17 protein-coding genes and 3 pseudogenes are annotated in these 19,555 nt (G+C 62.9%); 14 read left to right on the top strand and 6 right to left on the bottom strand.

Annotated features, from left to right (window positions below):
* Positions 1 to 8: 8 nt before the first annotated feature.
* The 3 genes and pseudogenes from ACVWWQ_RS13375 to ACVWWQ_RS13365 form a co-directional block, all read left to right on the top strand.
* Positions 9 to 2,336 (top strand): M23 family metallopeptidase, encoded by a 2,328-nt coding sequence (locus ACVWWQ_RS13375; protein WP_133948757.1) that lies wholly within the window; start codon positions 9 to 11, stop codon positions 2,334 to 2,336.
* On the top strand, positions 2,333 to 2,851 hold the full coding sequence (locus ACVWWQ_RS13370; RefSeq protein ID WP_133948759.1) for a hypothetical protein: 519 nt from the start codon (positions 2,333 to 2,335) through the stop codon (positions 2,849 to 2,851). The genes ACVWWQ_RS13375 and ACVWWQ_RS13370 overlap by 4 nt, the downstream gene beginning before the upstream one ends.
* Positions 2,852 to 3,010: 159 nt before the next feature.
* Positions 3,011 to 3,405, top strand: a pseudogene (locus tag ACVWWQ_RS13365) (transposase); the annotation flags it as partial.
* A gap of 105 nt (positions 3,406 to 3,510) precedes the next feature.
* Here ACVWWQ_RS13365 and ACVWWQ_RS13360 read toward each other — a convergent pair.
* Positions 3,511 to 3,744, bottom strand: a pseudogene (locus tag ACVWWQ_RS13360) (IS3 family transposase); the annotation flags it as partial.
* Positions 3,745 to 3,791: 47 nt separating this feature from the next.
* Positions 3,792 to 4,079, bottom strand: a complete 288-nt coding sequence (locus ACVWWQ_RS13355) for a transposase (RefSeq protein ID WP_133948761.1) — start codon at positions 4,077 to 4,079, stop codon at positions 3,792 to 3,794.
* Positions 4,080 to 4,402: 323 nt separating this feature from the next.
* Here ACVWWQ_RS13355 and ACVWWQ_RS13350 point away from each other — a divergent pair, with 323 nt between their 5' ends.
* A complete protein-coding gene (locus ACVWWQ_RS13350; protein WP_133948763.1) occupies positions 4,403 to 4,897 on the top strand; it encodes a hypothetical protein in 495 nt (164 codons plus the stop codon).
* A gap of 275 nt (positions 4,898 to 5,172) precedes the next feature.
* Here ACVWWQ_RS13350 and ACVWWQ_RS13345 read toward each other — a convergent pair.
* The 3 genes and pseudogenes from ACVWWQ_RS13345 to ACVWWQ_RS13335 form a co-directional block, all read right to left on the bottom strand.
* A pseudogene (locus tag ACVWWQ_RS13345) lies at positions 5,173 to 5,596 on the bottom strand (transposase); the annotation flags it as partial.
* Positions 5,597 to 5,687: 91 nt separating this feature from the next.
* On the bottom strand, positions 5,688 to 6,980 hold the full coding sequence (locus ACVWWQ_RS13340) for a cytochrome c (RefSeq protein ID WP_133948765.1): 1,293 nt from the start codon (positions 6,978 to 6,980) through the stop codon (positions 5,688 to 5,690).
* A complete protein-coding gene (locus ACVWWQ_RS13335) occupies positions 6,977 to 7,732 on the bottom strand; it encodes a c-type cytochrome (protein ID WP_133948767.1) in 756 nt (251 codons plus the stop codon). The genes ACVWWQ_RS13340 and ACVWWQ_RS13335 overlap by 4 nt, the downstream gene beginning before the upstream one ends.
* A 382-nt stretch (positions 7,733 to 8,114) precedes the next feature.
* Here ACVWWQ_RS13335 and ACVWWQ_RS13330 point away from each other — a divergent pair, with 382 nt between their 5' ends.
* From ACVWWQ_RS13330 to ACVWWQ_RS13310, 5 genes are all read left to right on the top strand, one after another.
* Positions 8,115 to 9,266: a homoserine dehydrogenase family protein gene (locus tag ACVWWQ_RS13330; protein ID WP_133948769.1), complete on the top strand. Its 1,152-nt coding sequence runs from the start codon at positions 8,115 to 8,117 to the stop codon at positions 9,264 to 9,266.
* Positions 9,267 to 9,289: 23 nt separating this feature from the next.
* Positions 9,290 to 10,261: a homoserine kinase gene (locus ACVWWQ_RS13325; protein ID WP_133948771.1), complete on the top strand. Its 972-nt coding sequence runs from the start codon at positions 9,290 to 9,292 to the stop codon at positions 10,259 to 10,261.
* A 97-nt stretch (positions 10,262 to 10,358) separates the two neighbouring features.
* Positions 10,359 to 11,696 carry a threonine synthase gene (gene thrC, locus ACVWWQ_RS13320; protein ID WP_133948773.1) on the top strand — a complete coding sequence of 446 codons (1,338 nt, stop codon included), beginning with the start codon at positions 10,359 to 10,361 and terminating at the stop codon, positions 11,694 to 11,696.
* A gap of 215 nt (positions 11,697 to 11,911) precedes the next feature.
* The gene (locus ACVWWQ_RS13315) at positions 11,912 to 12,394 is read left to right on the top strand and encodes a hypothetical protein (RefSeq protein ID WP_133948775.1); all 483 of its coding nucleotides are present in this window, start codon (positions 11,912 to 11,914) and stop codon (positions 12,392 to 12,394) included.
* A 197-nt stretch (positions 12,395 to 12,591) separates the two neighbouring features.
* Entirely contained in the window at positions 12,592 to 13,047 is a 456-nt protein-coding gene (locus tag ACVWWQ_RS13310) for a hypothetical protein (RefSeq protein ID WP_133948777.1), read from the top strand.
* A 27-nt stretch (positions 13,048 to 13,074) separates the two neighbouring features.
* Here the strand turns inward: ACVWWQ_RS13310 and ACVWWQ_RS13305 are convergent, their stop codons facing one another.
* Positions 13,075 to 13,407, bottom strand: coding sequence for a hypothetical protein (locus ACVWWQ_RS13305; RefSeq protein WP_133948779.1), 333 nt, complete (start codon positions 13,405 to 13,407; stop codon positions 13,075 to 13,077).
* A 107-nt stretch (positions 13,408 to 13,514) separates the two neighbouring features.
* On the opposite strand from ACVWWQ_RS13305, the gene ACVWWQ_RS13300 reads away from it, so the two are divergent.
* The 5 genes from ACVWWQ_RS13300 (at position 13,515) to leuB (ending at position 19,410) form a co-directional block, all read left to right on the top strand.
* Positions 13,515 to 15,119 (top strand): 2-isopropylmalate synthase, encoded by a 1,605-nt coding sequence (locus ACVWWQ_RS13300; protein ID WP_457383427.1) that lies wholly within the window; start codon positions 13,515 to 13,517, stop codon positions 15,117 to 15,119.
* Positions 15,116 to 16,120: a branched-chain amino acid transaminase gene (locus ACVWWQ_RS13295; protein ID WP_133948783.1), complete on the top strand. Its 1,005-nt coding sequence runs from the start codon at positions 15,116 to 15,118 to the stop codon at positions 16,118 to 16,120. The genes ACVWWQ_RS13300 and ACVWWQ_RS13295 overlap by 4 nt, the downstream gene beginning before the upstream one ends.
* Positions 16,117 to 17,529, top strand: coding sequence for a 3-isopropylmalate dehydratase large subunit (gene leuC, locus ACVWWQ_RS13290; protein ID WP_133948785.1), 1,413 nt, complete (start codon positions 16,117 to 16,119; stop codon positions 17,527 to 17,529). Before ACVWWQ_RS13295 ends, leuC begins: the two co-directional genes overlap by 4 nt.
* A 199-nt stretch (positions 17,530 to 17,728) precedes the next feature.
* Positions 17,729 to 18,316 (top strand): 3-isopropylmalate dehydratase small subunit, encoded by a 588-nt coding sequence (gene leuD / locus ACVWWQ_RS13285; protein WP_133948787.1) that lies wholly within the window; start codon positions 17,729 to 17,731, stop codon positions 18,314 to 18,316.
* Positions 18,313 to 19,410, top strand: coding sequence for a 3-isopropylmalate dehydrogenase (gene leuB / locus ACVWWQ_RS13280; RefSeq protein WP_133948789.1), 1,098 nt, complete (start codon positions 18,313 to 18,315; stop codon positions 19,408 to 19,410). The genes leuD and leuB overlap by 4 nt, the downstream gene beginning before the upstream one ends.
* Positions 19,411 to 19,555 lie beyond the last annotated feature (145 nt).

Below are 19,555 nucleotides of genomic sequence, written 5' to 3'. Positions count from 1 at the left end.
GACGACCCATGCTAATCAGTTACCCCATTCTTCCATTGCCCGCTGCTCACACCGGCGAGAGCGATCTGGACGCCTTTCTGCGCACTTACGTCCACCCCGACCAGGGCCTTTATCCGGTCAGCCGCCGTAACCGTTGGCATGGCGGCATCCACCTTAATCCCGGCACCGAGCCGATTCGCGCCATTGCCGATGGCGACGTCCTGGCCTATCGCTGCGCTTCAGTCACCGAAAGTTACGACGGCGTGGGCAACTACGACACCAGCTTCGTGTTGCTCAAACACACCACCGAGACCGGTGATCACACGCCTGTGGTGTTCTATTCGCTTTACATGCACCTCAAGCTGAAAAGCGCGCTGACCGCTGCCCAGTTCGCGCAACTCCCTGCATTTATGCGCAGTGCGGCACCAAGCGCCACCGCAACATCCGGCGGCACCAACAAGGTCTTTCGCAAGGATGTGCTCGGCTTCGGTGGCCAGCTCTACCAGCATTCCGGTGCCTGTGTGCATTTCGAAATCTTCGCCACCGATGCCGATTTCGGGCACTTCTGGAAGGACAGTACGGCCATTGCCCAAGGCGGCGCCGGCTCGACCGACTTCTTCGGCGATGCCGGTTTCGTGATTCCGCAAAACAAAAGCTTCGCCGCGCGCCATCCGCACGCGGACGCCCAGCATCGCATCAGCCTCGGTGGCACCGCTCACTACAGTGGCAACGACAAATTGCCGATCGGTCAGGCCGGCAACAACAGCGGCGGCGAGCTGTACGTAAGCGTCCGGCTGGACAAGGGCCAGCGCACCTCAACCACCTACCGCAAGCTGGCTAATGGCGACCACGAGCAAGTTGGCACACCAGTCACGCAGACCGATTACGAATACGAGCTCTATCGCCTCGCCAGCCATCTCTATACCGATTGCCCAAGCGCCGGCTATGAATGGTTGCGCTTCGGCCGCGTCCTCGGCCCCGACACCACCGTCACCAATGAAAATTGGCAGCTAGTTCGCTACGGCGCAGCGGCCGCGGAAATGGGTTATATCGACCTGGCTGCCAACGGCAACAGCGTCAGCAAATTATCGGACGCGGACTTCCCGCACTGGCTCGGCTGGAAGAAAATCGACGTTGGCGACGATGCGTTTCCCGAGGACGGCATCTGCGATGTCGCAGCCCTGCAAACGGTGCTGCACATCCCCACCGACGCCAGCAAACACAGCCTGTGTGAACCACCGGACTTCGTGACTCAGGCCACCGACCCGGCAATAGCCAAGAAGCTACGTTTGCTGGTCTGCAAATTCCGCAGCGAATGGGACGACAGCAACCTCGACAATCCAACCGCTAATCCTTACGAGCACCTCAAGCAGACAGGTCACCCACTCGCCGATCCGGCGGCATGGACAAAATTCAAGAATCACGTTCAAAAGCTGGCGTTTTGGTCTACCAGTGGATTAGCCGGCAAGGTCTGGCACTTTCACCCACTGCAATTCGTGGATCATTACAGAAGCGGTGGATGGCTTAGCCTCAATGAGCTGGCGCTAACGATGCCATGTCACATGTTCTATTCAGGCACATCCACTCACAAGGCCAATACGCAAGGCCTAGTAAACACCTTGTCACTTGCCACAGCAAAAACTAGGCTCTCACAACATTTCACTGCGTTAAACAAGACGATGCGCAAGTACGTGATTACAACCGGATCGCGGCAAGCATGCTTTTTATCACAGGTCTTACTTGAAACTGCACAATGGCGAAACCAACCACCCAATCGCGTACTTCTGCAAGAGTGGTTTTTTGGGCAATACTCGTCTGCAAATCCCGCCACTCAATATTACACTGCGTTTTTCGGCAGAGGCATAATGCAATTAACGTGGGCAGGCAATTATCGTGACTACGGCAATTACAGATCGACGCAGACATTGCCAAATCACACAGGACCTTATGTTGAGAGACTTAGCTCAGCCAGCCCAAGAATAACTGCAACATCACGACATTATTCAGCAAGCCCTTCCGATGGGGGAGCGCAGTTTCAGTGGGCTCCGCGATATGACCCTGATATCATCGCCACCGACCCGTATAACGCTTGTGATTCCGGAGGGTACTACTGGGTCTCAAAACATCATTCCGGAGTAACGAATATAAACAGAAAATGTGACGAGGCATATTCAGCAGTAGTGATAGGAAAAATCAATGCCTTTGTAAATGGTGGCGGCAACGGATATCACGAAAGGCAGGCTTATACGTTTTACAGCTTACGTCAGCTTACAGATAGCATAGGTACTGGATCAGTAGTTAGCATTACAACCCCACGCGGCCCCGTTGCCGTTAATTGCCTGAGGCCAACACCGTGAGATATATTTTTGTTTTTTTAACAATTTTTTCGACGGCCTGCAGTGCACAAAACCAAGACCCCATAATTGGCGTTACTACGCCAAAAGACAACTCGTCCTTCACAGCTTCAAATATTGGAGATTTGAGTAAAGAAAATGGAGGGGAGACCTTAATCAAGAACATTGTGGATTGGAAATTTGAAAACACATCGGGAACGATTGTTTCCGCTCAGGTAAAAGGCGATAAAAATATCCAAAATACCTGCCTACTTTATCAACTGGAAGGAAATGAATTAAAGGTCATACAAGCTGATCCATATTGCAGATGGACAGAATCCCCGGTCGTGGTCCATAAGCAGAATTCGTTTTGGATTAGCTTTCCTTTAAGAATAAAGCAGGGGGAAGACTACCCTGAAGGTAATTCCGAGATGGCGATTCCCTTCGTTCCGAGCTTAAAATCGATATGTTCTTTTAACATTGAAATTTCTTCATCGAAAATCCAGAAGTGCCCGGAAGGAACACCGCCTAGCCGCTAGAATGTCTAGCAAATTTCATCACCATAAATCAGCAATGCTTATCCTGATACCGGATCGGTGCTTTTTGCTTCTCTTATTAGCTAAGCGCCATCCGACGCCCCCCGATTTTGAGTAGCACGCTGGTTTGGAGTCCAATCCCCCATCCGAAGGAGATTGGACGTGAAGAAGCGGTTTACCGAAGAACAGATCATCGGCTTCCTGCGTGAGGCGGAGGCCGGCATGCCGGTGAAGGAGCTGTGCCGCAAGCACGGCTTCAGCGAGGCCTCGTACTACCTGTGACGCAGTAAGTTCGGCGGCATGAGCGTCCCCGACGCCAGGCGGTTGAAGTGGCTGGAGACGGAGAACGGGCGGCTGAAGAAGCTGCTGGCCGAGCAAGTGCTTGAGAATGAGGTCATCAAGGACGCCTTGCGAAAAAAGTGGTGAGCGCACCGGCTCGGCGCGAGCTGGTGCGGCAGATGGTCGACAAGGGGTTGAGCGAGCGACGCTCGCTGGCGGTCGTGGGCATGAGCGCCAGCGCGTATCGCTATGCGCCATGCCCGGATCGCAACGTGGACCCATCTGGTGTTCGGTTCCAGCGCCACGAAGTCTCGCTCAAGGTGATTCCTCACATGATCGGGCCTGACGCCCGTTCGCTTGTTACGGAACGGCCGACGCTGTGGCACGCCAAACAGCCCATGTCGGGCCATCAGTCGCACCACGCGGTTAGGGCTGACCGTCTCGCCGTCGTAGCTCAGTTCCTCATGCATGCGCGGCATGCCCATCACGCCGCCGCTAGCCTCGTGGTATTCGCGAATTCGCACCAGCAACCGCTGGTTGTCGGCCTCGCGAGAACTCGTGGACCGTTTGCTCCAGGCATGGAAGCCACTGGTCGACACATTCAGGCATCGACACATCAGTTGGACAGGATAGAGACCGCGAAAGCGTTGGATCGTCTGATACTTCAGCTCGATTCCCTGGCGAAGAACGCTGCCGCATCGCGCAAAAAATCTCTCTCCTTCTTCACCCGGGCCAGCTCGCGCTTGAGCGTGGCCATCTCTTGGTCACGAGGCACGCCCGAGCCCGTGAAGGCCTTCGTCGTGGTCGTCTCCAGCTCGCGCCACCAACGACCCAGAACCCCCGCACCCACGCCGATGTCGCGGGCTATCTGACTGACGTTGGCACCCGGCTGGCGGGTCAGGCCAACGGCCGCGCGCTTGAACTCGTCGCTGAACTTTCTTCGCTTGGACATGACACTCCTTTTTGACCATGATCGGTCTTCTTGGAAGTGTCCGCGTTAACGGGGTAGAACCCGTTCCAGGCATACAACGCCTGCGAAGTCGTGTAGTTGGATACATCTACTTTTCCCGGTTCGGGCAATCCGAGTGAACCTCAAGGCTACAAACCGAGGCGACCATGAACCCATATCTAATAGTCGGCGCGCTCCTGTTCTGCATGACATCTACAGCATGTGCGCAAAAGGCGTCCTGCGATGCATGTACGGAGGCGGACCAAACCCCACGGCCACACGTACTCCACAGGGAAACCTACACGGCCGGGAAGTGCAGTTTTTCAATGCAGCTGGATGGCGGAAGCCTTTCTATAGACAATCAGTCATACATCAAGGGCGCAGTGTACTCAGCGCCAGGAACGGAGGAGTGGAGTTTCCTCATAAGCTGTTACGCAGGCGCCTCGCAGAAAGAAATATATGAAAAGATTGGCGCCAAACCGATCGGCGGCAAATGGATCGATCTTGATTTCAACATCCCCTTCAAGCCCGAGCAGAAATTCAAACTCATCGAGTTTTCCGGCAAGAACTGGCAGGGTGTTGGCGCGGCGATCGATCAGATCTATTACGCGGACCGCGACCGTAGGTCGCGCTTTTTCAACTTTTGTCTTGTTGAAAACAATGGTCCCCAAGTGCTCTGCGGGCGCACTCAGATTCGTGGTGTTACCCAGCCTGACTCGGCCAGTAAGCTACCCAAGATTACGGCAGTCCTCAAGACTATCGAGTTTGTTGACCCGCCGGCCAGTCAACCAGCCACATTCAATGCAGCAACCGGTCATTGACTTCATCGATGCCGAACCCAACAACATTCGCATTTTTCGGGCACCATCCAGCCAAAGACTCTCGCATGCATCACGACTTGGCCATGGCGTGGTTTGCATTGACGTTGACGTCCCTGGCATACCTCGCCAGGCGCAAGCTGCCATTAGGGATGATCTGATCTACTGAGTGAGAAACAGACGTCGATACGTCCGCAACGCATATCGCGATGTGTTGGGAAGAAACAGGACGAATCACCGGGCACGACATTCGCCCTTGATCAGGCAGGTTCCCCGCCTCACAGGCGCACCTCCCATGCAGAAGCCACCAACGTTCGTCGCGCCATCCACAGATTCGACAGCGCAAACAGTGTCAGCACCTGCGCCGTGTTCTTGAACAGCCCCTTGAAGCGCACCTTCTGATAGCCGAACTGCCACTTCACCACGCGGAGCGGATGCTCCACCTTGGAACGTACGGCAGCCTTCATGTGTTCGATGTGCTGCACGGCCTCCTTCAGCTCACCGTCGGACATTGCCTTCATGCGGCCGCGCTTGGCGGCGATGTACCAAGTGCGGCCCCGCTTGAGTGCGCGTTTCTCGGCTCCCTGATAGCCGGTCTCCTTGCCGTGCAGCAGCGTGGCCACCGGTGTCCACGTTGGCCGGGGTCGGCGTCAACGTGTGTATCAGCCCCGACTCCACATCCACGCCGATATGCGCATTCATCCGATCCGGCGACTTATAATTTTAGCGTGGCACTGATTTACGAGGGTCGACAGTTGGGCGATGTCCCCCCGATTTCGTCTTGCCCCACACCTCAATCAATCGGCGTATGCCTGTACGTGCTTACGTCGACGGGCTGCACCTCGCCCGCCTTGTTGGACCAGGACTGGCGGATGTAGCTGACTACGGCGGCGACGTCTTCATCGTTCAATTGCTGGGCGAACGGCGGCATCGAATAGGGTTGCGGATTGCCGCGGGTTGTCGGGGCGAAGCCACCGAGCAGCACGGTGCGGATGGCGTTGATGCCGGTCGGTTCCGTGACTGATGTATTGCCATCGAGTGGTGGGTAGATCCCGGGAACACCCTGTCCATTGTCGCCGTGGCAGTCAGCGCAGCGCTGCGCATAGAGCTTGTCGCCCCGCTCGTGGCTGGCCGCCTGCCTGAAGGGCGCTGCGGCCGTTTGCGCTGGCGTGCGTGGTGGCAACGATTGCAGGTAGATCGCCACCGACTGCAGGTCGGCATCGGTCATGTGCTGGGTGCTGAGGCGCACCACGTCAGCCATCGGACCGTAGGCAGCGCCCTTGGCTGACTGACCGGTTTTCAGCAAGTCCACGATGTCCTTTGTGCTCCAGCCGGCCAGGCCGCCACCGTCCTGGGTGCTGAGATCGGGCGCATACCAGTTCATTGCGGGAATTTGACCACCGGTAAGGTGACGATCCTTCTTGATGCCGCCGAGCGAATCGCGCGTAGTGTGGCATTCGTTGCAGTGGCCCAAGCCTTGCACCAGGTAGGCACCACGATTCCATTCGGCGGACTTCGCGGAATCGGTCTTGAATACAGCCGGCTTGAAGTACAAGGCACGCCAAGCCAGCAGACTGCTGCGCACGTTGTACGGGAACGCAAGGCCAAGTTCGCTGGCGGGCCGATGCACCGGCGGCAGCGACTTCAGGTAGGCGAAGATCGCCAATGCATCGTCACGGGTCACCTTGGTGAACGAGGTGTAGGAGAACACCGGGTACAGCAACTCGCCACGGCGCCCTTTCCCAAGGTGGAGGGCCTGCCAGAAATCATCGAAGCTCCACTGGCCGATGCCGGTCTCCGGATCGGGCGTGATGTTCGGTGCCGGCACATCCCCGAACGGAGTCGCCAGCGAGCGACCACCGGCGTAACGCTGGCCGTCGCGAGCCGTGTGGCAGGCAGCGCAATCCCCGACCGTGGCCAGATACTCGCCTCGCGACACTACGGCAGGGTCGCTCAATGCCGCGGTATCCGCGTCGCGCTGCGTCGGCGACGAAGGGACGGCGCTTCCGCGACCGGCAAATATCCACACAAATATGCCGACCAACAACAAGACCGGCACCCACCATCCACGTCGCCACCACTTCACGGCTTCACTCCCGTGTTGCCCATCACGCACCAGCCCGGCAAGGGTTCGGTCTGCGCGCTGGCCGGCATGGGATGCAGATCAGCGGGCAAGTCGCGGCTGGCAAGCCAGGCGGACACCGCGGTGATGTCTGATTCGCGCATGCGGTTGGCGACCACGCCCATGCAGTACGGGCCTTCCGCGGCCCGAGTGCGCGTGCGCCACGAGACCAGCTGGGCGCTGAGATAGTCATAGGACAAGCCCATCAGGCCAGGCATCATCGGTTGCACGCCGGTAAGTTTGGCGCCGTGACAGCTGACGCACGACGGCACGCCCCGGGTCGAGTCCCCGCGCAGCACCAACTGTTCGCCACGACGCATCGTCGCCACCGACACCGGTGGTACCGGCAGCTTGCGATACGGCACTTCCTGTTGCGCGAAGTACTCGGCGATCTGACGCAGATAGGCGGGACTGAGCTGGCGCACCACGTATTCCATCGGGCCGTGTTGACGCTGACCGCTCTGGAAGTATTCCAGTTGCTGCAGCAAGTAGCCGGCCGGCTTGCCCGCCAGGCGCGGGATCAACACGTTGTCCGGCGTGCCAGCGCCCTGCGCACCGTGGCAACTGGTGCATGCGGCGACACGCTGCTCGATGCTGTCAGGCACCCGCGGCGCCCCCGCAGCCTGCGGGGTCACGGCGGCGGCTACGCCTGTGCCGGACGCGAGCAGCACGAGGGCCGCACCAAGCATCGTGCGCAGGGTTGGAAGAAGGTTCATCGCGCAATTGTAGGCCCGCATCGCTTGCTGCTCAGGGCTTCGCGACAACCTGCCGCAGGTTCCTGCTCCGCTTCGTCAAGCCGGAAAGTTGCAGATGAATCTGTTGACCGCGGTGCAACATTGCCCGTATGGTCAGCGCCATGTCGCCGCTTTTCACACTCTCTCGCATGTTTGTTGCAACGGTTCACACCGGTTGCATGCCTTCGTGCGCGGGCGTCATTGCCGCGATGACCACTACCACCACGATTACCACCGGTACCACGGGTCCGGGGCGGAGTGTCGTGCGCAGGTAGTTTTGGATACGCAACGGCCCGCCCTCGAAGAGGCGGGCCGGTCCCATCCGACACGCCAGCGAGATCGGGCCTCCAACGGAGAGGCTGTCGTGATCACCTGTGCACCCGAGCAAGCCAAGCATTTCAAGTTGCCACCGTTGTCGATGCCACGCACGGGCACCGCGCCGCGGCGTTTGCTGGCGATCGGGGTGATCGGCCCCGGTCGCGTCGGTAGCGCGTTGCTGGAACAACTGCGCGCCGCGCAGACGCGACTGGCGCGGGACAGCGGACTGGAACTGAAGCTCTGCGGCGTGGTGGCCAGCAAGCGCATGTGGCTGGACTGCGACGATGCCGAGCTCAACAGCCGTCACGACGGCGCCCAGATCTGGCGACCGAATGATCTTGATGCGTTTGCCGACCACGTGCGTGGCGCCGATGGTCGGCACGCGCTGCTGATCGATTGCAGCGCGAACGACGAGGTGGCCGCCCACTATCCACGCTGGCTCGCCGCAGGCCTGCACGTGGTGACACCCAACAAGCTGGCCGGCAGCGGGCCGCTGCCGCGCTGGCAGGCGATCCGCGCCGCCTGCGCCGGTGGCGCGCGCTTTCGCTACGAGGCGACCGTCTGTGCTGGCCTGCCAGTGGTGCAGACCTTGCGCGATCTGCTCGATACCGGCGACGAGCTGCTGGGCGTGGACGGCATGTTTTCCGGCACGCTGGCATGGCTGTGCAACCGCCACGACGGCCAGCAGCCCTTCTCCTCGCTGGTGCGCGAAGCGCATGCACTGGGCTATACCGAACCGGATCCGCGCGATGATCTTTCCGGGCTCGACGTGGCGCGCAAGCTGGTGATTCTGGCGCGCGAAGCGGGCTGGCCGCTGTCGCTGGAAGATGTCGACCTGGAGGGGTTGGTGCCACCCACGCTCGCCGCGCTGTCGCGCAACGAGTTCATGCGGCAACTGGACGAGCTGGACGCGCCGATGGCGGCACGCCTGGCCGAAGCTCGCGCCGAAGGTGGCGTGCTGCGTCATGTGGCCCGGCTGGATCGTCACGGCCACGCCAGCGTGCGGCTGCAGGTGCTGCCGGCCAGCCATGCGTTCGCGCACACGCGACTGACCGACAACATCGTGCAGTTCACCACCCGCCGCTACTGCGATAATCCGCTGTCGGTGCAAGGCCCCGGCGCCGGTCCGGAAGTGACCGCCGCCGGCGTGTTCACCGACGTGCTGCGCATCGCCGAGTCACTGGAGCCGCGTGCATGAACCCCTTCCTGCCGGAACCCGTCATGGTCTCATCGCTTCCCGTCGAACGCTCGCAGGCAGCCTGCGCCTTCGCTCCCGCCAGCGTCGGCAACGTCGGCGTCGGCTTCGATCTGCTCGGTCACAGCGTGGCCGGTGCCGGCGATCGCGCCCGGGTACGCCGGATCGACGAGCCGCTGGTGCGCATCGCCGCGATCCACGGCTGCGTCAGCGGGCTGCCCACCGATCCCCGTGAGAACACCGCCGGCACGGCCCTGCTCTCGCTGCGCGCCGCGCTCGACCTGCCTTGGGGTTTCGAACTGGTATTGGACAAGGGCATCGCGCTGGGTTCGGGCATGGGCGGCTCGGCCGCCTCGTGCGTGGCCGCGCTGGTGGCTGCCAACGCGCTGCTGGACGAACCGCTTTCGCGCGAGGCGCTGTACGCGTTCGCGCTGGACGGCGAGGCCGTGGCCAGCGGCAGCCGCCATGGCGACAACCTCGGTTCGATGTTGCTTGGTGGCCTGGTGCTAGCCACGCATGATCGGCTGCTGCGCATCGACGTGCCCGACGCGTGGCATTGCGCATTGGTGCATCCGCACGTCGTGCTGGAAACCCGCAGGGCGCGCGCCGCTCTCGCCGGCCACTACGAACTCGGAGAGTTCGTGGCACAGAGCACCCACCTCGCGCTGGTGCTAACTGGCTGCTGGCGCGGCGATGCCTCGCTGGTACGCGAAGGCCTGAAGGACGTGCTGGTGGAGCCGCGGCGTGCGCCGCTGATTCCGAACTTCGCGCGGGTGAAGCAGGCTGCGCTCGACCACCATGCACTCGGCGCCAGCATCTCCGGTGCCGGCCCCAGCGTATTCGGCTGGTACGACAACCGCGCCGATGCCGAAACGGCCAGCATGGCGATGCAGGCGGCGTTCGCCGAGGCCGGACTGGGCAGCGATGCCTGGGTGTCGCCGATCAACGGGCCGGCCGCCGCGCTGATCGATTCGCTCGACGCGGAGGCGCAGCCATGACGACCGCAGGGCGGGCACTGCCCGCCGGTTTCTTCCCGAAGGCCGCTGCAAGAGCGACGGGCACTGCCCGCCCTGCGACGGCATGCAGGGTCTCGGCATGAGCCCGGCACCTCTTCGCTACCCCAGCACGCGCGGCATCAGCCCGAGCGTCCCGATCAGCGCCGCGATCGCCGCGGGCCTCGCCCCCGACGGCGGGCTGTACGTGCCCGAGGCCCTGCCATCGCTGGATCCGGCTGCCTTCGACCCGCGCGGTTCGCTGGCCGACACCGCCACCACCTTGCTGGCGCCGTTCTTCGCGGGCGATGCACTGGCCGACGATCTGCCGGCGATCTGCGCCGAGGCGTTCACCTTCGACGCGCCGCTGCGGACCATGCCGGCGCATCCCCACACGCTTCTGCTGGAGCTGTTCCACGGCCCGACTTCGGCATTCAAGGATTTCGGCGCGCGCTTTCTCGCCGCCTTTATACGCCGGCTACCGCGGCAGGATCCACGACCGCTGACGATCCTGGTCGCCACCTCCGGCGACACCGGCGCGGCGGTGGCGGCGGCGTTCCACCGCCAGCCAGGTGTACGCGTGGTGATCCTGTATCCCGATGGACTCGTCTCGCCGCGCCAGGCACATCAGCTTGGATGTTTCGGCGACAACGTCAGCGCGCTGCGCGTGGCCGGGCGTTTCGACGACTGCCAGCGCATGGTGAAGGCGGCGCTCAACGACGCGGCACTGCAGGCCGAAGTGCCCATGTCGTCGGCCAACAGCATCAGCCTCGGTCGCCTGCTACCGCAAATGAGTTACTACGCGCACGCCGCGCTGGGCTGGTGGCGCGAACACGGTGCCCCGCTCAACTTCATCGTACCCACCGGCAACCTTGGCAACGCCATGGCCTGCCTGTGGGTGCGCGCTTTGGGCCTGCCGATCGGCGAAGTACGTCTGGCCTGCAATGCAAACGCCACCTTGCCCGATTTTTTTGCCGGCAACGCCTATCGTCCGCGCGAGGCAATTGCCACCATCGCCAATGCGATGGACGTAGGCGCACCGAGCAATTTCGAGCGCCTGCGCTGGACGTTTCCCGACGACGCGCAACTGCGCGAGATACTCCACGCCGAGAGCGTGGACGATGACACCATCCGTGCCACCGTACTCCACCATGCCAGTGCGCATGGCGAGCTCGTTTGCCCCCACACAGCCACGGCGTTCGCCCTGCTCGACCGCTCGCCAGCAAGTGACGCCCATCCCTGGACCGTAGTCGCCACTGCTCACCCGGCAAAGTTCGAAACCGTGCTGGAGCCGCTGCTGGGCCACCCGATCACCGTGCCACCGGCCTTGGTGGCGCTGCTCAACCGGCCGGCTTCGAGCGAAGCCCTGGCCGCCGAAGACATCGCGCTGGGACAGTGGTTGCGACGATCGCCAACGAGCTATGCGACGAACTCCTTCTGAACAACCGCGATGGTGTTCGTCGATCCGGCCAGACCCGGCTGATCGCAAGAACTTGCCGAGTACTTCCCTGCTTGCGCTGAGTCATCGAGAGGATTAATTTTCCTACTGCAGCTCGTGAACTTGTGCGGATCGATCGAAGCCAGCCAGCTGTGAGGAGTCATCGCTCCTCGGCTGCTTACCGGCGAATTTCACTCTATCTAAGGAGGGATCACCACATGAACAAATTCACGATCGCACTGGCCGTCGCCGTCCTGGTCTCACCAGCGCTCCATGCCCAGGAATCGGATGCAAACAAGGGCTCTGACGCAAGCAGGCTCTCGCAATCGGCATACAACCTCCAGCAGAACGCCATGCGTTCGCGGGCTAGCCTCTACAACAGCCTGCAAAAAAACGACCACCAGACCGCCATCAATTCCCTGGGCAACCTGACCAAGCTGCGCGCGAAACTTGCCGAGGCTTGGCAGGCCTTGGGCCTGTCGCCGCCAGCAGCGAAGATGGTTGCGGCGGCGTATCAGCCGAATTTCTCGTTAAACGCTCGGCGCGTCTCGCTGCAGGGAAAATCGGACGAAGAGATTGCCGCACTGATCCGCACGTCGCTGGCCAAAAAAGACTATCTACTGGCCAACCAGACTCTGATCGACTTCCAGACCAAGCGCTCGATGCTCGGAGCGGACACATCGCCGGATGGCATGCACTGACGGCGCCCGCGACAGGCAAGCTCCCTGCATCATGTGGCGCAGGCGAAAGGGCTGGGGGTGCGTGAACGTGTCCGTGAAGCACTGATCAAAACCGAGTTTCAGAGTACTGTCACCTTGGTCAGAACGCGCGCGCCTTTATGCGGAAAGCGGTCTGGCCAGAAGTGTTACGGGGTCGGACTTGTCGCGGGAGAAAACACATGAAGGCAAACCTCGCTTTTGGCGTTCTGGTCGCGCTTGCGGCCGCCACCATCGAACCGCGGAGCGCGCTGGCACAGATGCACCCGGCTGCCAATCTCCAGCAAAATGAAATACGCAGTCGGCAAATGCTGTCCAGTGAAATGACTAACAATCAGATCAGTGATGCCAATGCCGTCGCACAGCTGAAGGAACACCGGGCCCGTCTGGCGCAGGCTTGGCAGACCCTCGGCCTGACGCCGCAAGCCGCTGAAGCGGTAGCCGGCGCCTATCGCATGGAGCCTGCCGGCAACGGCGTGCCTGTATCGCTGCGGGGAAAGAGCAGTCAGGAAGTCGCCGCCATGCTCCAGAAAGCGCTGGCAAACAAGGATTATGTGCTGGCCAACCATCTCCTCATTGCCTACCACGGCCGGCAGGCACGTGCGTCGTCGAAGGAGTCACCCAGCGACCGGGACTGAAGTGCTGGGTCGGCTCGGGGAGTCCTCTCACCCTTCTGGGTCGCGGAAAGGAACCGGCTGAAGGGTGACGTTTCGCGTGAAGCACACTTCCAGCACAGTCAACGTCGTTTTCGTCTGGACATCTGGACGTCCGAATGTGTGGCATCCCACACAAATTTCGGCGAAGCAAAAGAAATGTATTGACAAGTCCATTTGAACTGCCGTACGTTCGATCACATGTCGCAGCGCAACAGCCACCACAGCATCGCCAAGGGAAATCGTCTCACGACGGTTGCCGGCCTGCTGCAGGCTCGCGGCACGCTTCTCCTTGCCCTCGTACTCGTACTCCTTATTACCAACGGAGGTGCGGGCTGAGGGCATGTGTCCAGGTAAACAAGAAATAACCTGAAGACTCCCAAAGTACCCCGCACCCGGAAACGGATGCGGGGTTTTTTTGTGCTCTCGGCACCGCCCACAGCGGAGCCATGATGAAAAATCCCGACCAGAAAAAGGACCCGATCAGCGACGACGACGTAGTCGCCGAACGCGTGCGGATCTTCGACACCACCTTGCGTGACGGCGAGCAGGCGCCCGGCTTCTCGATGGACCGGCGCGCGAAATTGCGCATGGCGCAACAGCTCGAGGCGCTCGGTGTGGACGTGCTGGAAGCGGGCTTTCCGCAGGCTTCACCAGACGATTTTGCTGCAGTCGCGGAAATCGCTGCGGCGTTGAAAACCACCACGGTATGCGGGTTGGCGCGGTGCCAGGATGGCGACATCGACCGTGCCGCCCGCGCCTTGCAGGCAGCCCGCCATTCGCGCATCCACCTGTTCCTGTCGACCAGTCCGCTGCATCGCGAACACAAGCTGGGCATGAGCAAGGCGCAGGTGCTGGACACCACGGTGCGTGCGATCGAACGGGCTCGCGACCTGTGCCACGAGGTGGAGTTTTCCGCCGAGGACGCGCTGCGCACCGAACCCGAATTCCTGGCCGAGGTGTTCAGCGCTGCGGTCGCCGCCGGCGCCACCACGCTGAACGCGCCCGACACCGTCGGCTACACCACGCCGTCTGAAATCATCGCGTTGTTCGAGTATCTGCGCCGCCACGTGGTCGGTGCGGAGAAGGTGATCTTCTCCAGCCATTGCCACGATGACCTCGGCATGGCGGTGGCCAACAGCCTGGCCGCGGTGAGCGCCGGCGCACGACAGGTCGAGTGCACCATCAACGGCATCGGCGAGCGCGCCGGCAACGCCGCGCTGGAGGAAGTGGTGATGGCGCTGAAGGTGCGCGCTCCGCACTTCGGCGTCGACACCCGCATCGACACGCGCCAGTTGTACCCGACTTCGCGCTTGCTCACCGAACTTACGGGTCAGGCGGTGCCGCGCAACAAGGCGATCGTCGGCGCCAATGCGTTTGCGCATGAGTCCGGCATCCACCAGCACGGCATGCTGAAGCATCGCGGCACCTACGAAATCATGCAGCCGCAGGATGTCGGCATCGCCGAAACCAGTCTGGTGATGGGCAAGCATTCCGGCCGTGCCGCGTTGCGCCAACGCCTGCAGGCGATGGGCTACACCCCGGACGATGCCGCGCTGGACGATATTTTCATTCGCTTCAAGACGCTGGCCGATCATGGCCGCGAGCTGCACGACGAAGACCTGGAAGCACTGGCGCTGGGTCACGACCCGCATGCCACCGGCCCATGGCATCTGGTGCAACTGCACGCCAACTCCCACCTCGGCGGCAGCGCGTCCGCGTCGGTGAAGCTGCGTCATGACGACGGCCACCAGATCGGCGAAGCGGCGATCGGCGACGGTCCGGTGGATGCGGTGCTGCGTGCGATCGAACGCGCCACCGGCACACCGCTGGAACTGACCCGCTTCCAGATCGACGCGCTGGGCGAAGGCGCCGACGCCCAGGGCCATGCGCAACTGAGCGCCCGTCATGCCGCGCGGACCTGGCGCGGCCACGGCAGCAGCACCGACATCGTCGAGGCCGCCGCACTGGCTGCCCTGGTCATCGTCAACCGTATCGAACGTCAGACGCCGGCCACCGTCGCCACCGTGACGCATACCCGCGGAGCCACTGCATGAATCACACACCTTTCCTCTGGCACAACGGGCAGATCAAACCCTGGGCCGACGCCAACGTCCACGTCAGCGCACACGCGCTGCACTATGGATCGTCGGTATTCGAGGGCGAGCGCGTCTATGCCACGCCGCACGGACCAGCCTATTTTCGCCTGGCCGATCACACCCGACGCTTGTTCGAGTCAGCTCGCGTCTATGAAATCGAGGTTGGTTACAGCGAAGACCAGATCAACGCCGCCTGCCTGGAACTGATCCGCGCCAACGCGATGCCGTCGGCCTATGTGCGGCCGATCGTGTTTCGCGGTGCCGATGGACTGGGCGTGCTGGCGAAGGAAGGCGCACCGGTCGAGGTGGCGCTGATCGCACTGAACTGGGGTGCGTATCTGGGCGAGGCGGCCGAGCGTGGCGCCGATGTCTGCGTGTCCTCGTGGAACCGCCCTGCGCCCAACACCATCCCGAGCTGGGCCAAGGCCGGCGGCAACTACCTCAACAGCCAGCTGGTCGGGCTGGAGGCGCGTCGCAACGGCTATGACGAAGGCATCGCGCTGGGCCACAACGGTCTGCTCAGCGAAGGCGCCGGCGAGAACATTTTCCTGGTCAAGCGCGGCAAGTTGCTCACCCCGCCGTCCAGCGCGGGCATCCTCGCCGGCATCACCCGCGACAGCGTGATCACCCTGGCTGCCGATCTCGGCATGACCGTGGAAGAGCGCGAGCTGCCGCGAGAAGCGCTGTATTCCGCCGACGAAGTGTTCATGACCGGCACCGCCGCCGAGATCACGCCGGTGCGCTCGGTCGATCGCAAAGCCATCGGCAAGGGCGCGCCCGGACCGGTGACGAAGCAGTTGCAGCAGGCATTCTTCGGCCTGTTCGACGGTCGCACCGAAGATCGCTGGAACTGGCTGGAGTTTGTCAGTGCGGTCGCCGCTGACCGCAAAGATCAACAACCCGGCGTCCATGGCCGGACTCCTCATCAACAGCCGGCCACCACGGAGGTCGCGGCATGAGTGGTCAGACGCTTTTCGAGAAGATCTGGGACGCCCATGTGGTCGCGGCGGAAAGCGCCGACACACCCGCGGTGATCTACGTCGAACTGCACCTGGTGCATGAGGTCACCTCGCCGCAGGCGTTCAGCGAACTGCGCCAACGGGGACTGCCGCTGCGCCGGCCCGACCGCATGCTGGCCACGCTGGACCATTCCACCCCGACCCTGCCGACGAAGGCCGATGGCAGCCGGCCGTATGCAAACGCCGAGGCGCAGGCGCAGGTCGCGCAGTTGGAGGCCAACTGTCGCGAGTTTGGCGTCGAGTTGCATGGCTGGGACAGCGCCGACCGCGGCATCGTGCACGTGATCGGCCCCGAGCTGGGCGCCACCCAGCCGGGCATGACCATCGTCTGCGGTGACAGCCACACCTCCACGCATGGTGCGTTCGGCGCGCTGGCGTTCGGCATCGGCACCACCGAAGTCGGCCATGTGATGGCCACGCAGTGCCTGCTGCAGCGCAAGCCGAAGACGATGGCGATTCATGTGGACGGCTCCTTGCCTGCCGGCGTGAGTGCGAAGGACCTGATCCTGCACATCATCGGCACCATCGGCGTCGATGGCGGCACCGGTTACGTGCTGGAGTACCGCGGCGCGGCGATCGAGGCGCTGTCGATGGACGAGCGCATGACCGCCTGCAACATGTCGATCGAGGCCGGCGCACGCGCCGGGCTGATCGCGCCGGACGAGACCACGTTTGGATGGCTGAAAGGCCGCCCGCGCGTACCGCAGGGCGCGGCATGGGACGCCGCGGTGGCGACATGGCGCGAGCTGCGCAGCGACGACGGGGCGACCTACGACCGTGAAGTGCGCATCGACGCAACGACGGTGAAACCGACCGTCACCTACGGCACCCATCCCGGCATGGCGATCGCGATGGATGCGCCGGTGCCCGCCGCGAACAATGCACAGGAGCGCCGCGCACTGGACTACATGCAGAGCAAGCCCGGCCAGCCGATGCAGGGCACGCCGGTCGACGTGGTATTCGTCGGCAGCTGCACCAACTCGCGCCTGTCGGACCTGCGCGAGGCGGCGCGCGTGCTGCATGGCCGACGCATCGCCAGCGGCGTGCGCATGCTGGTGGTGCCCGGCTCCGAAGCGGTGCGCCGCGACGCCGAGCGCGAGGGTCTGCACCACGTGTTCACCGCCGCCGGTGCCGAGTGGCGCGAGCCGGGTTGTTCGATGTGCATCGCGATGAATGGTGACCTCGCGCAGCCCGGGCAACTGGTGGTGAGTACCTCCAACCGCAATTTCGAGGGCCGCCAGGGCAAGGGTGCCCGCACCGTGCTGGCCAGCCCGGCCACCGCCGCCGCGTCGGCGATCGCCGGGCGGATTGCCGATCCGCGCGAGTACCTGGTGGAGGTGGCGGCGTGAGCGCGCTCTCATTCAATAGCGGCTCTCCGCGTTCCCTCCCTCTCCCCTCCGGGGAGAGAGGTGGGTTGAGGGGCCACGCTAATGCAGAAGCCACATCAACGCCCGTTCTGATCACCTCCCTCGCGAGCACCCGCCCCTCACCTCAATCCTCTCCCCACAGGGGAGAGGAGACCACCGCAAGAAGCGAGGAATTTCATTGATGCAGCCCATCAGCCGCCTTCACTCCCGCACCGCCGTGCTGGCCGACGAGAACATTGACACCGACCGCATCATCCCGGCGCGCTTCCTTACCACCACCACGCGCGAAGGACTGGGCAAGTTGTGCTTCCACGACTGGCGCTACCAGGCCGACGGCAGCGACAACCCGGCGTTTCCGTTGAATCAGGCGGCGGCACGTGGCTGTTCGATCCTGGTGGCCGGGCGCAATTTCGGTTGCGGTTCGTCGCGCGAGCATGCGCCATGGGCATTGCTCGACTACGGCATCCACGCCGTGCTGTGCAGCGAGATCGCGGACATCTTCCGCGGCAACGCGCTGAAGAACGGCCTGCTGGCGATCGTGATCGACGAGCTGGAGCATCGCTGGCTGCTGAAGCACCCCGGCATCGAACTGACCATCGACGTGCGCGAGCAGTTCATCGCGCTGCCCGATGGCGGACGCATTCCATTCCGGCTGGAAGCGTTCGCGCGGCACTGCCTGCTCAACGGCGTCGATCAACTGGGCTACCTGATGCAGCAAGCAGAGGCCATCACTTCCTACGAACAACAGCATCAGGAGCAAGCGGCATGAAGGCGCATATCGTTACCCTGCCCGGCGATGGCGTCGGCCCCGAAGTCACCGCCGCCGCAGTCGCCGTGTTGAACACCGTGGCCAAGCGCTACGAACACGAGTTCAGTTTCGACGAACAACTGATTGGTGGCAGCGCGATCGACACCACCGGCGAGCCGCTGCCGGCCGCGTCGCTGGCAGCATGCCAGGCCGCCGATGCGGTGTTGCTGGGCGCCGTCGGTGGGCCCAAATGGTCCGATCCGAATGCGCCGGTACGGCCCGAGCAGGGCCTGCTGGCCTTGCGCGCCGCGCTTGCTGTCTACGCCAACCTGCGTCCGCTGCAGGTGCATCCGTCGCTGGCCAACCTGTCGCCGCTGAAGAACGATCGACTGAAACACGTCGACGTGTTGTTCGTGCGCGAACTCACCGGCGGCGCCTATTTCGGCGCGAAGACGCGCACCGCGGATACCGCGACCGACGAGTGCAAATACACCGTCGCCGAGATCGAACGGGTGGTGCGTCACGCCTTCGAACTGGCGCGCGGCCGTCGCCAGCATCTCACCTCGGTCGACAAGGCCAACGTGCTGGAAACCTCGCGGCTGTGGCGCAGCACGGTGCAGCGTATCGCCGCCGACTACCCCGACGTGAAGGTCGAGCATCAGCTGGTCGACTCGATGGCGATGCTGCTGCTGACCCAGCCGAACCGCTACGACGTGGTGGTCACCGAGAACCTGTTCGGCGACATCCTCACCGACGAGGCCGCGGCATTGGCCGGCTCGCTGGGGCTGCTGCCCTCGGCATCGCTGGGCGACGGCAAGGCCGGCTTGTACGAACCGATCCACGGCTCGGCCCCGGACATCGCCGGGAAAGGCGTGGCCAACCCGGTCGGCGCGATTCTTTCCGCCGCGTTGCTGCTGCGCCATTCGCTGGGCCTGGAAGCCGAGGCGATCGCGGTGGAGTCCGCGGTGGAGCAGGTGCTGCGCCACGGGCCACACAGTCGCGACATCGGCGGCAGCGCCGGCACCGACGAAGTGCGCGACGCCGTGCTGGCCGCGATCGAGGATCACGCCGACAGCACCGCCGCGTTCTTCTGTGGAGCACGCGCATGCGGCTGAGCCCGTCAGTTTCCCCCAGCGGATACAAGGACGTGTCCGCCTTTTCTGCTGCCCCCTGCGTGCGATCGGCACGGTCGGTTCGTGGTCGCCGTGATGGCGCCGCTCCCTGTCCCGTCCTGGCCACCTCCCTCCGCACGCCGGGGGC

The sequence above is a fragment of the Rhodanobacter sp. TND4EL1 genome, from assembly GCF_054061035.1.
This window is presented reverse-complemented; position numbering and strand designations above follow the sequence as displayed.